Source organism: Escherichia sp. WS1152 (assembly GCF_046487665.1).
GTDB classification, from domain to species: Bacteria; Pseudomonadota; Gammaproteobacteria; order Enterobacterales; family Enterobacteriaceae; genus Escherichia; species Escherichia coli.
Genome location: NZ_JBJQJA010000002.1, coordinates 372071 through 385170 on the forward strand (window position 1 = coordinate 372071; position 13100 = coordinate 385170).

Sequence of the window (13100 nt, forward strand, 5' to 3'; positions counted from 1 at the left end):
AGGCATTGGCGCGGTTGCCGGATGAATCCAAACAACAACCTCACTTATTCTGCGTGTGCAGCATATAGTTCACATCCACGCCGGGGCCGAGTTTAAAAGTATTAGTGATCGGGTTGTAATGTAGCCCGGTTATATGTCGCTCTTTAAGGCTTGTCTGATCTACCCAGCCAAGCAGCTCTGCCGGTTTAATAAACTTCTTCACATCATGCGTGCCTTTGGGCACCATGCGCAAAATATATTCCGCGCCAACCACCGCCATCAGCCATGACTTGCCGTTGCGGTTAAGCGTCGAGAAAAAGACATCGCCGCCCGGTTTCACCAGTTGCGCACAGGCTCTGACCACTGACTGCGGATCAGGGACGTGCTCCAGCATCTCCATGCAGGTCACCACATCATACTGCCCGGCATGTTTTGCCGCGTGCTCTTCCACGGTTTCCTGCACGTAATCCACCTGAATGCCGCTTTCCAGCGCGTGCAGCTTTGCCACCTGCAATGGCTCAAAGCCCATATCCAGACCGGTCACCGTCGCGCCTTCGCGCGCCATACTCTCGGCCAGAATGCCGCCGCCACAACCGACATCGAGCACCTTTTTGCCAAATAAACCGCCAGCACGCTCGGCAATATAGCCCAGACGCAGCGGGTTAATGCGGTGCAGCGGTTTGAACTCACCTTCCAGATCCCACCAGCGGGAGGCGACGGCTTCAAATTTAGCGATCTCTTCGTGGTCTACGTTATGGTTTACCGGCGATTTTTCGGCATTCATTGGCACTTCTACTCCGTAATTGGCAAGACAAACGAGTATATCAGGCATTGGATGTGAATAAAGCGTATAGGTTTACCTCAATCTGCGCGGCTGTGTTATAATTTGCGACCTTTGAATCCGGGATACAGTAGAGGGATAGCGGTTAGATGAGCGACCTTGCGAGAGAAATTACACCGGTCAACATTGAGGAAGAGCTGAAGAGCTCCTATCTGGATTATGCGATGTCGGTCATTGTTGGCCGTGCGCTGCCAGATGTCCGAGATGGCCTGAAGCCGGTACACCGTCGCGTACTTTACGCCATGAACGTACTAGGCAATGACTGGAACAAAGCCTATAAAAAATCTGCCCGTGTCGTTGGTGACGTAATCGGTAAATACCATCCCCATGGTGACTTGGCGGTTTATAACACGATCGTCCGTATGGCGCAGCCATTCTCGCTGCGTTACATGCTGGTAGACGGTCAGGGTAACTTCGGTTCCATCGACGGCGACTCTGCGGCGGCAATGCGTTATACGGAAATCCGTCTGGCGAAAATTGCCCATGAACTGATGGCCGATCTCGAAAAAGAGACGGTCGATTTCGTTGATAACTATGACGGCACGGAAAAAATTCCCGACGTCATGCCAACCAAAATTCCTAACCTGCTGGTGAACGGTTCTTCCGGTATCGCCGTAGGTATGGCAACCAACATCCCGCCGCACAACCTGACGGAAGTCATCAATGGTTGTCTGGCGTATATCGATGATGAGGACATCAGCATTGAAGGGCTGATGGAACACATTCCGGGGCCAGATTTCCCGACGGCGGCAATCATCAACGGTCGTCGCGGTATCGAAGAAGCTTACCGTACCGGTCGCGGCAAGGTATATATCCGCGCCCGTGCTGAAGTGGAAGTTGACGCCAAAACCGGACGTGAAACCATTATCGTCCACGAAATTCCGTATCAGGTGAACAAAGCGCGCCTGATCGAGAAGATTGCGGAACTGGTAAAAGAAAAACGCGTGGAAGGCATCAGCGCGCTGCGTGACGAGTCTGACAAAGACGGTATGCGCATCGTGATTGAAGTGAAACGCGATGCGGTCGGTGAAGTGGTACTCAACAACCTCTACTCCCAGACCCAGTTGCAGGTTTCCTTCGGTATCAACATGGTGGCATTGCACCATGGTCAGCCGAAGATCATGAACCTGAAAGACATCATCGCTGCGTTTGTTCGTCACCGCCGCGAAGTAGTGACCCGTCGTACTATTTTCGAACTGCGTAAAGCTCGCGACCGTGCGCATATCCTTGAAGCATTAGCCGTGGCGCTGGCGAACATCGACCCGATCATCGAACTGATCCGTCATGCGCCTACGCCTGCAGAAGCGAAAACCGCGCTGGTTGCTAATCCGTGGCAGCTGGGCAACGTTGCCGCGATGCTGGAACGTGCTGGCGACGATGCTGCGCGTCCGGAATGGCTGGAGCCAGAGTTCGGCGTGCGTGATGGTCTGTACTACCTGACCGAACAGCAAGCTCAGGCGATTCTGGATCTGCGTTTGCAGAAACTGACCGGCCTTGAGCACGAAAAACTGCTCGACGAATACAAAGAGCTGCTGGATCAGATCGCGGAACTGTTGCGTATTCTTGGTAGCGCCGATCGTCTGATGGAAGTGATCCGTGAAGAGCTGGAGCTAGTTCGTGAACAGTTCGGTGACAAACGTCGTACTGAAATCACCGCCAACAGCGCAGACATCAACCTGGAAGATCTGATCACCCAGGAAGATGTGGTCGTGACGCTCTCTCACCAGGGCTACGTTAAATATCAGCCGCTTTCTGAATACGAAGCGCAGCGTCGTGGCGGGAAAGGTAAATCTGCCGCACGTATTAAAGAAGAAGACTTTATCGACCGACTGCTGGTGGCGAACACGCACGACCATATTCTGTGCTTCTCCAGCCGTGGTCGCGTCTATTCGATGAAAGTTTACCAGTTGCCGGAGGCCACTCGTGGCGCGCGCGGTCGTCCGATCGTCAACCTGCTGCCGCTGGAGCAGGACGAACGTATCACCGCGATCCTGCCGGTGACCGAGTTTGAAGAAGGAGTGAAAGTCTTCATGGCGACCGCTAACGGTACTGTGAAGAAAACCGTCCTCACCGAATTCAACCGTCTGCGTACCGCCGGTAAAGTGGCGATCAAACTGGTTGACGGCGATGAGCTGATCGGCGTTGATCTGACCAGTGGCGAAGATGAAGTAATGCTGTTCTCCGCCGAAGGTAAAGTGGTGCGCTTTAAAGAGTCTTCCGTCCGTGCGATGGGCTGCAACACCACCGGTGTGCGCGGTATCCGTTTAGGCGAAGGCGATAAAGTGGTCTCTCTGATCGTGCCTCGTGGCGATGGCGCAATCCTCACCGCAACGCAGAACGGTTATGGTAAACGTACCGCAGTGGCGGAATACCCAACCAAGTCGCGTGCGACGAAAGGGGTTATCTCCATCAAGGTTACCGAACGTAACGGTTTAGTGGTTGGCGCGGTGCAGGTAGATGACTGCGACCAGATCATGATGATCACCGATGCCGGTACGCTGGTACGTACTCGCGTTTCGGAAATCAGCATCGTGGGCCGTAACACCCAGGGCGTGATCCTCATCCGTACTGCGGAAGATGAAAACGTAGTGGGTCTGCAACGTGTTGCTGAACCGGTTGACGAGGAAGATCTGGATACCATCGACGGCAGTGCCGCGGAAGGGGACGATGAAATCGCTCCGGAAGTGGACGTTGACGACGAGCCAGAAGAAGAATAATTTTACTTCTTCATGCCAAAAGGGAGCTATCTCCCTTGTTTGAATTGAAAAGTCCAGGCTGCAAAGTCTGGGCTTTTGTCGTATTAGGGCGCGGTAAAGTTTGGCTGTGCCCGTAAAAAATGGCTGGCTATACACAAGGAATGTGGCAATGAGTGGTGAAAAAAAGGCGAAAGGCTGGCGGTTCTATGGTCTTGTAGGTTTTGGCGCAATAGCACTGCTTTCCGCTGGCGTCTGGGCGTTGCAATATGCTGGCAGTGGGCCAGAAAAAACGTTGTCGCCGCTGGTGGTGCACAACAATCTGCAAATCGATCTCAATGAGCCGGACCTCTTTCTCGACAGCGACTCTCTGAGCCAGCTTCCCAAAGATCTCCTCACCATTCCGTTTCTCCACGATGTTCTGAGCGAAGATTTCGTTTTCTATTATCAGAATCATGTCGATCGTCTGGGCATTGAAGGCAGCATTCGCCGCATTGTCTATGAACACGATCTCACGCTGAAAGATAAGCTCTTTTCGTCACTCTTAGATCAGCCCGCGCAGGCGGCGCTGTGGCACGATAAACAAGGCCATCTTTCACATTACATGGTGCTGATCCAGCGCAGTGGTTTAAGCAAACTGCTGGAGCCATTGTTGTTTGCCGCTACCAGCGACAGCCAGTTAAGCAAAACGGAAATCAGTAGCATCAAGCTAAATAATGAAACCATTCCTGTTTATCAGTTGCGCTATAACGGCAATAACGCCCTGATGTTCGCGACTTATCAGGACAAGATGGTGGTTTTTTCCAGTACGGATATGCTGTTTAAAGATGACCAGCAGGATACCGAAGCCACGGCAATCGCAAGTGATTTGTTAAGTGGTAAGAAACGCTGGGAAACCAGTTTTGGCCTTGAAGAGCGTACTACCGGAAAAACACCAGTACGCCAGCGCATCGTGGTCAGTGCAAATTTGCTGGGTTTTGGCTACCAGCGATTAATGCCTTCTTTTGCTGGCGTACGCTTCGAAATGGGTAACGACGGCTGGCATAGCTTTCTGGCGTTAAATGATGAATCCGCCAGCGTAGATGCCAGTTTCGATTTTACGCCAGTCTGGAACAGTATGCCTGCCGGGGCCACCTTCTGTGTGGCGGTGCCGTATTCACACGGTATTGCCGAAGAGATGCTTTCGCACATCAGCCAGGAAAACGACAAGCTGAATGGGGCGTTAGACGGTGCCGCGGGGCTGTGCTGGTATGAAGACTCAAAATTGCAAACCCCGCTGTTTGTCGGTCAGTTTGATGGCACTGCCGAACAGGCGCAATTGCCAGGGAAACTGTTTACGCAAAATATTGGTGCGCACGAAAGCAAAGCGCCAGAAGGTGTTTTGCCGGTAAGCCAGACTCAGCAGGGCGAAGCGCAAATCTGGCGTCGCGAAGTGAGTTCCCGATACGGCCAGTATCCGAAAGCGCAGGCGGCGCAACCAGATCAATTAATGTCGGATTATTTTTTCCGCGTGTCGCTGGCGATGCAAAACAAAACGCTGCTTTTCTCCCTCGATGACACGCTGGTTAATAACGCCCTGCAAACACTGAATAAAACCCGCCCGGCAATGGTGGATGTAATACCCACTGATGGCATCGTTCCGCTCTATATCAATCCACAAGGCGTGGCGAAACTGCTGCGTAACGAAACGTTGACCAGTCTGCCGAAGAATCTCGAACCGGTTTTTTATAACGCCGCACAAACTTTATTAATGCCGAAGCTGGACGCTTTATCTCAACAACCGCGTTATGTCATGAAGCTGGCCCAGATGGAACCCGGTGCCGCCTGGCAGTGGCTAACCATAACCTGGCAGCCGCTATGAGGCACGGGCTGCTGGCGCTGATTTGCTGGCTGTGTTGTGTTGTTGCCCATAGCGAAATGCTGAATGTCGAACAATCCGGGCAGTTTCGCGCCTGGTTTGTACGCATTGCACAAGAACAGCTCCGCCAGGGGCCAAGTCCACGCTGGTATCAGCAGGATTGTGCGGGCCTGGTGCGATTTGCGGCGAACGAGACGCTGAAAGTTCACGACAGTAAATGGCTAAAAAGTAACGGTTTATCTAGCCAGTATTTGCCGCCAGAGATGACGCTAACACCTGAACAGCGTCAACTGGCGCAAAACTGGAATCAGGGGAACGGGAAAACCGGCCCCTACGTGACCGCGATTAATTTGATTCAGTACAACAGCCAGTTTATTGGCCAGGACATAAACCAGGCGCTGCCTGGCGATATGATTTTTTTCGATCAGGGCGATGCCCAGCACTTAATGGTCTGGATGGGGCGTTACGTCATCTACCACACCGGAAGCGCCACGAAAACTGACAACGGAATGCGCGCAGTCAGTCTGCAACAACTTATGACATGGAAGGACACCCGATGGATACCCAACGATTCCAATCCCAATTTCATTGGCATTTATCGTTTAAATTTTCTGGCGCGATAGCAGCGTGCTTGTCCCTGTCTCTTGTGGGAACAGGGCTTGCCAATGCTGATGATTCGCTTCCTTCCAGTAACTATGCGCCGCCCGCAGGGGGAACATTCTTTTTGCTTGCTGACAGCAGTTTTAGCAGCAGTGAAGAGGCGAAAGTGCGACTGGAAGCGCCGGGGCGTGATTATCGGCGCTATCAGATGGAAGAGTACGGCGGCGTGGACGTTCGCCTGTATCGTATTCCTGACCCGATGGCATTTTTGCGCCAGCAGAAAAACCTGCATCGCATTGTGGTGCAACCGCAATATTTGGGCGACGGGCTGAACAATACGCTAACCTGGCTGTGGGATAACTGGTACGGCAAATCTCGCCGCGTGATGCAGCGTACTTTCTCTTCTCAGTCAAGGCAGAATGTGACTCAGGCGTTACCCGAATTACAGCTCGGCAATGCCATTATTAAACCTTCCCGTTATGTACAGAACAACCAGTTTTCCCCGCTGAAAAAATATCCCCTGGTGGAACAGTTCCGTTACCCATTATGGCAGGCTAAACCGGTCGAGCCGCAGCAAGGGGTAAAACTGGAAGGCGCATCCAGCAATTTCATCTCGCCGCAGCCGGGTAACATTTATATTCCTCTCGGCCAACAAGAGCCGGGACTGTACCTCGTCGAGGCGATGGTTGGTGGGTATCGGGCGACGACAGTGGTGTTTGTTTCCGATACCGTGGCGCTTAGCAAAGTGTCAGGCAAAGAGCTTCTGGTGTGGACCGCGGGTAAAAAACAAGGTGAAGCGAAGCCCGGCTCAGAGATCTTGTGGACTGACGGTCTTGGCGTGATGACCCGCGGTGTGACCGATGACAGCGGTACCTTGCAGTTACAACATATATCGCCAGAACGTTCATACATTCTGGGTAAAGATGCTGAAGGCGGCGTTTTTGTCTCCGAGAACTTCTTCTACGAAAGCGAAATCTACAACACCCGCTTGTATATTTTTACCGATCGCCCGCTATATCGCGCAGGCGATCGTGTCGATGTTAAAGTGATGGGCCGCGAGTTCCACGATCCGTTGCATTCATCCCCCATCGTCAGCGCCCCGGCGAAGCTTTCGGTGCTGGACGCTAACGGCAGTCTGTTGCAAACCGTCGATGTCACGCTGGATGCGCGCAATGGCGGGCAGGGAAGTTTCCGCCTGCCAGAAAATGCCGTTGCCGGAGGTTATGAGTTACGTCTTGCTTACCGCAATCAGGTCTATAGCAGCAGTTTTCGCGTAGCCAACTATATCAAGCCACATTTCGAGATTGGTTTAGCTCTCGACAAAAAAGAGTTCAAAACTGGCGAAGCGGTCAGCGGCAAACTGCAACTTCTCTACCCGGATGGTGAGCCGGTAAAAGATGCCCGCGTGCAGTTAAGTTTGCGCGCTCAGCAATTATCAATGGTTGGTAACGATTTGCGTTATGCCGGACGTTTTCCCGTGTCGCTGGAAGGCAGTGAAACGGTGTCCGACGATAGCGGTCATGTGGCGTTAAATCTCCCCGCCGCCGATAAACCGAGCCGTTATTTGTTAACCGTCTCCGCCAGTGACGGCGCGGCGTATCGCGTCACCACCACCAAAGAGATCCTCATTGAACGCGGCCTGGCGCATTACTCTTTAAGTACCGCCGCACAATACAGTAATAGCGGCGAGTCGGTTGTGTTCCGTTATGCCGCGCTGGAATCTTCAAAACAGGTTCCTGTTACGTATGAATGGTTGCGTCTCGAAGACCGCACGAGCCATAGCGGAGAGCTACCGTCTGGCGGCAAATCCTTTACCGTCAATTTCGCTAAACCTGGCAACTACAATCTGACGTTACGCGATAAAGACGGCTTAATTCTCGCCGGGTTAAGCCATGCAGTCAGCGGTAAGGGCAGCATGTCGCATACTGGTACGGTAGATATCGTGGCAGATAAAACGCTGTACCAGCCTGGCGAAACCGCGAAGATGCTGATTACTTTCCCGGAGCCAATTGATGAAGCATTATTGACGCTGGAACGCGATCGCGTTGAACAGCAGTCGCTGCTATCGCATCCGGCAAACTGGCTGACGTTACAACGTTTAAACGATACTCAGTATGAAGCCCGTGTTTCAGTGAGCAATTCCTTTGCGCCTAACATCACTTTTTCGGTGCTGTATACCCGTAACGGTCAGTACAGTTTTCAGAACGCCGGGATCAAAGTTGCCGTTCCCCAGCTGGATATCCGGGTGAAAACGGACAAAACCCATTACCAGCCTGGTGAACTGGTCAATGTCGAATTAACCTCGTCGCTGAAAGGTAAACCTGTTTCTGCGCAGCTAACGGTAGGCGTGGTCGATGAAATGATCTACGCGCTGCAACCAGAAATCGCACCGAATATCGGCAAATTTTTCTATCCGCTGGGGCGTAACAATGTACGCACCAGCTCCAGTCTGTCGTTTATCAGCTACGACCAGGCGCTCTCCAGCGAGCCGGTTGCGCCTGGCGCGACTAACCGCAGCGAGCGGCGAGTAAAAATGCTTGAACGTCCACGGCGTGAAGAGGTGGATACCGCGGCATGGATGCCGTCACTCACAACCGATAAACAAGGCAAAGCGTATTTCACGTTCCTGATGCCTGATTCGTTAACCCGCTGGCGTATCACCGCGCGTGGGATGAACGGCGACGGGCTGGTCGGGCAGGGGCGTGCTTATCTGCGTTCGGAAAAAAATCTCTACATGAAGTGGAGTATGCCAACGGTGTATCGCGTGGGCGACAAACCGGCGGCAGGACTGTTTATCTTCAGTCAGCAGGATAACGAACCGGTGGCGCTGGTGACTAAATTTGCAGGCGCTGAGATGCGCCAGACGCTGACGCTGCACAAAGGGGCGAATTATATTTCGCTGACGCAGAATATTCAGCAATCTGGCTTGTTAAGTGCAGAACTGCAACAAAATGGGCAAGTGCAGGACAGCATTAGCACAAAACTGTCTTTTGTGGATAACAGCTGGCCCGTTGAACAGCAGAAAAATGTCATGCTCGGTGGTGGCGATAACGCGCTGATGTTGCCCGAGCAGGCGAGCAATATCCGGCTACAAAGTAGTGAAACGCCGCAGGAGATTTTCCGCAACAATCTTGATGCGTTAGTCGATGAACCGTGGGGTGGGGTGATCAACACCGGTAGCCGTCTGATCCCGCTCAGTCTCGCCTGGCGTTCGCTTGCCGATCATCAAAGTGCCGCCGCTAACGACATTCGTCAGATGATTCAGGATAACCGTCTGCGGCTGATGCAACTGGCGGGGCCCGGAGCGCGCTTTACCTGGTGGGGTGAAGATGGCAATGGTGACGCCTTCCTTACGGCATGGGCATGGTACGCCGACTGGCAGGCCAGCCAGGCGCTCGGCGTAACGCAACAACCGGAATACTGGCAGCATATGCTCGACAGTTATGCCGAGCAGGCAGATAACATGCCGTTATTGCATCGGGCGCTGGTGCTGGCGTGGGCACAGGAGATGAATCTGCCGTGCAAAACGTTGTTGAAAGGGTTGGATGAAGCTATCGCCCGGCGCGGAACTAAAACTGAAGATTTCTCGGAGGAAGACCCCCGCGATATCAATGACAGCCTGATCCTCGATACACCGGAATCTCCACTGGCAGATGCGGTGGCAAACGTCTTAACCATGACGTTGCTGAAAAAAGCGCAGTTGAAGTCCACGGTGATGCCACAGGTTCAGCAATATGCGTGGGATAAAGCGGCAAACAGCAATCAGCCGCTGGCACACACGGTTGTGCTGCTCAATAGCGGGGGCGACGCTACCCAGGAGGCTGCTATTTTAAGTGGTTTGACCGCTGAGCAATCCACTATTGAGCGCGCGCTGGCCATGAACTGGCTGGCGAAATATATGGCGACAATACCTTCGGTTGTGTTGCCTGCGCCTGCGGGCGCATGGGCCAAACATAAGTTAACTGGAGGGGGCGAATACTGGCGTTGGGTTGGTCAGGGCGTGCCGGACATTCTCTCTTTTGGTGACGAATTATCGCCGCAAAATGTGCAGGTCCGCTGGCGTGAAGCGGCAAAAACGGCTCAACAAAGTAACATTCCGGTGACCGTTGAACGCCAGTTGTATCGGCTTATCCCCGGTGAAGAAGAGATGAGCTTTACTCTGCAGCCGGTGACCAGCAATGAGATTGACAGCGATGCGCTGTATCTCGATGAAATTACGCTTACCAGCGAGCAGGATGCAGTTCTGCGCTATGGTCAGGTGGAAGTACCGCTCCCGCCGGGAGCCGACGTTGAGCGCACAACATGGGGCATTTCAGTCAATAAACCCAACGCCGCGAAACAGCAGGGGCAATTGCTGGAAAAAGCGCGTAATGAAATGGGCGAACTGGCCTATATGGTGCCGGTGAAAGAACTGACGGGAACGGTCACTTTCCGCCATTTGCTGCGCTTCTCGCAAAAAGGGCAATTCGTTCTGCCTCCTGCTCGTTATGTGCGTTCCTATGCACCTGCGCAGCAAAGTGTTGCGGCAGGGAGCGAATGGCCCGGGATGCAGGTGAAATAAGTGAACTGGCGCAGAATCGTCTGGCTATTGGCGTTGGTTACTCTGCCAACGCTTGCGGAGGAGACGCCGTTACAACTGGCACTGCGCGGTGCGCAGCACGATCAACTGTATCAGCTGTCGTCATCAGGCGTGACCAAAGCCTCGACATTACCTGACTCGCTCACCACGCCGTTAGGGAGTTTGTGGAAACTGTATGTTTACGCCTGGCTGGAGGATACCCATCAACCGGAGCAGCCCTACCAGTGTCGCGGAAACTCCCCGGAAGAGGTTTATTGTTGTCAGGCTGGGGAGAGCATAACGCGCGATACCGCGCTGGTACGTTCCTGTGGGCTCTATTTTGCGCCGCAGCGGTTGCATATTGGCGCAGATGTGTGGGGGCAATACTGGCAACAGCGTCAGGCACCTGCGTGGTTAGCGTCTCTTACTACGCTGAAGCCAGAAACCTCGGTAACGGTTAAATCGCTGCTTGATTCATTAGCGACGTTACCTGCGCAAAACAAAGCTCAGGAAGTCTTACTGGATGTGGTGCTGGACGAGGCGAAAATCGGTGTCGCATCCATGCTCGGTAGTCGGGTACGGGTGAAAACCTGGAGCTGGTTTGCCGATGATAAACAGGAAATCCGTCAGGGTGGTTTTGCTGGCTGGTTAACCGATGGTACACCGCTGTGGGTTACTGGCAGTGGCACCAGCAAAACGGTACTGACCCGTTATGCGACGGTGCTTAATCGGGTTTTGCCAGTGCCGACACAAGTTGCCAGTGGGCAATGTGTAGAGGTGGAGCTATTTGCGCGCTATCCGCTGAAGAAAATCACAGCGGAAAAGAGTACGACGGCAGTAAAACCCGGCGTACTTAATGGGCGCTATCGTGTGACCTTTACCAATGGTAACCACATTACGTTTGTCAGCCACGGTGAGACGACTTTACTGAACGAAAAGGGCAAACTGAAATTGCAGTCGCATCTCGATCGTGAAGAGTACGTTGCCAGAGTTCTGGATCGCGAGGCGAAAAGTACGCCACCTGAGGCAGCGAAAGCCATGACCGTGGCGATACGCACTTTTTTACAGCAAAACGCCAATCGGGAAGGCGATTGCCTGACCATCCCCGACAGCAGCGCCACGCAGCGTGTTTCTGCTTCGCCAGCTACCACGGGGGCGCGAACGATGACCGCCTGGACGCAGGATCTCATCTATGCGGGCGATCCGGTTCATTATCACGGCAGTCGCGCTACCGAAGGGACGCTTTCCTGGCGGCAAGCCATGGCCCAGGCGGGGCAGGGAGATCGTTACGACCAGATACTCGCGTTTGCTTATCCCGACAACAGCCTTAGCCGCTGGGGAGCGCCACGCTCAACCTGTCAGTTATTACCCAAAGCGAAAGCCTGGCTGGCGAAAAAAATGCCGCAGTGGCGGCGTATATTACAAGGCGAGACGGGGTACAACGAACCAGACGTGTTTGCGGTCTGTCGTTTAGTCTCAGGTTTCCCCTATACCGATCGGCAGCAGAAACGGCTGTTTATTCGTAACTTCTTTACGCTTCAGGATCGGCTGGATTTAACCCATGAGTATCTGCACCTGGCCTTTGATGGTTATCCCACCGGGCTTGATGAGAACTATATCGAAACGCTGACCCGACAATTATTAATGGACTAATGCTATGCGAAAGATTTTTCTTCCGTTGTTACTGGTGGCGCTTTCGCCTGTCGCTCACAGTGAAGGTGTGCAGGAAGTCGAGATTGACGCACCGCTCTCAGGCTGGCATCCGGCAGAGGGCGAAGATGCCAGTTTTTCACAATCGATCAATTACCCGGCGTCGTCCGTCAACATGGCAGATGATCAAAATATCTCAGCGCAGATCCACGGCAAAATAAAGAATTATGCTGCGGCGGGTAAAGTTCAGCAGGGCCGGCTGGTGGTCAACGGTGCCAGTATGCCGCAGAGAATTGAATCCGATGGTTCATTTGCACGCCCTTATATTTTCACTGAAGGCAGCAACAGCGTGCAGGTCATCAGCCCGGATGGGCAAAGCCGACAAAAAATGCAGTTTTACTCAACGCCGGGTACAGGAACGATTCGTGCACGTTTACGGCTGGTTCTCTCGTGGGATACGGACAATACCGATCTCGATCTCCATGTTGTCACGCCCGATGGCGAACACGCCTGGTACGGTAACACGGTGCTGAAAAACAGTGGTGCACTGGATATGGATGTCACGACGGGGTACGGACCCGAGATTTTCGCCATGCCAGCGCCAGTTCACGGACGCTATCAGGTGTATATCAACTACTATGGTGGGCGCAGCGAAACGGAATTAACCACCGCCCAACTGACGCTGATCACCGATGAAGGATCGGTCAATGAGAAACAGGAAACATTTATTGTACCGATGCGTAATGCTGGCGAGCTGACGCTGGTGAAAAGTTTTGACTGGTGATCCATCCCTTCACACAACCTGGCTCTTTCTTTTTTCAGATAAGACTGCTGGGCGATTTGCCGACGCCAGGATATAACCATTAACAATCGTCGGCAGATTGGTCATTTCTTATTTTTCGTACTGAGAACTGTCCATTT

At 53.1% G+C, this 13100-nt stretch carries 7 protein-coding genes; 6 read left to right on the forward strand and 1 reads right to left on the reverse strand.

Annotation, left to right across the window (positions count from 1 at the left end; all coding sequences use genetic code 11):
* Positions 1-40: 40 nt before the first annotated feature.
* Positions 41-763, reverse strand: coding sequence for a bifunctional 2-polyprenyl-6-hydroxyphenol methylase/3-demethylubiquinol 3-O-methyltransferase UbiG (ubiG, locus tag ACJHW7_RS05670; RefSeq protein WP_000990765.1), 723 nt, complete (start codon positions 761-763; stop codon positions 41-43).
* A 146-nt stretch (positions 764-909) separates the two neighbouring features.
* Between ubiG and gyrA the strand changes: the two genes are divergently transcribed.
* The 6 genes from gyrA to ACJHW7_RS05700 all read left to right on the forward strand — a co-directional run bounded on the left by gyrA (position 910) and on the right by ACJHW7_RS05700 (position 12963).
* Complete coding sequence (gene gyrA, locus ACJHW7_RS05675) at positions 910-3537, forward strand: DNA topoisomerase (ATP-hydrolyzing) subunit A (RefSeq protein ID WP_001281225.1); 2628 nt, start codon at positions 910-912, stop codon at positions 3535-3537.
* A 148-nt stretch (positions 3538-3685) separates the two neighbouring features.
* Positions 3686-5374, forward strand: a complete 1689-nt coding sequence (locus ACJHW7_RS05680) for a DUF2138 domain-containing protein (RefSeq protein ID WP_021556996.1) — start codon at positions 3686-3688, stop codon at positions 5372-5374.
* Positions 5371-5994, forward strand: a complete 624-nt coding sequence (locus tag ACJHW7_RS05685) for a DUF1175 domain-containing protein (RefSeq protein WP_021556995.1) — start codon at positions 5371-5373, stop codon at positions 5992-5994. The genes ACJHW7_RS05680 and ACJHW7_RS05685 overlap by 4 nt, the downstream gene beginning before the upstream one ends.
* A 23-nt stretch (positions 5995-6017) precedes the next feature.
* On the forward strand, positions 6018-10532 hold the full coding sequence (locus tag ACJHW7_RS05690; RefSeq protein WP_201290433.1) for an alpha-2-macroglobulin family protein: 4515 nt from the start codon (positions 6018-6020) through the stop codon (positions 10530-10532).
* Complete coding sequence (locus ACJHW7_RS05695) at positions 10533-12182, forward strand: YfaQ family protein (RefSeq protein WP_001104493.1); 1650 nt, start codon at positions 10533-10535, stop codon at positions 12180-12182.
* A 4-nt stretch (positions 12183-12186) separates the two neighbouring features.
* Positions 12187-12963, forward strand: coding sequence for a YfaP family protein (locus tag ACJHW7_RS05700; protein ID WP_001225836.1), 777 nt, complete (start codon positions 12187-12189; stop codon positions 12961-12963).
* The last annotated feature ends 137 nt before the right edge of the window (positions 12964-13100 follow it).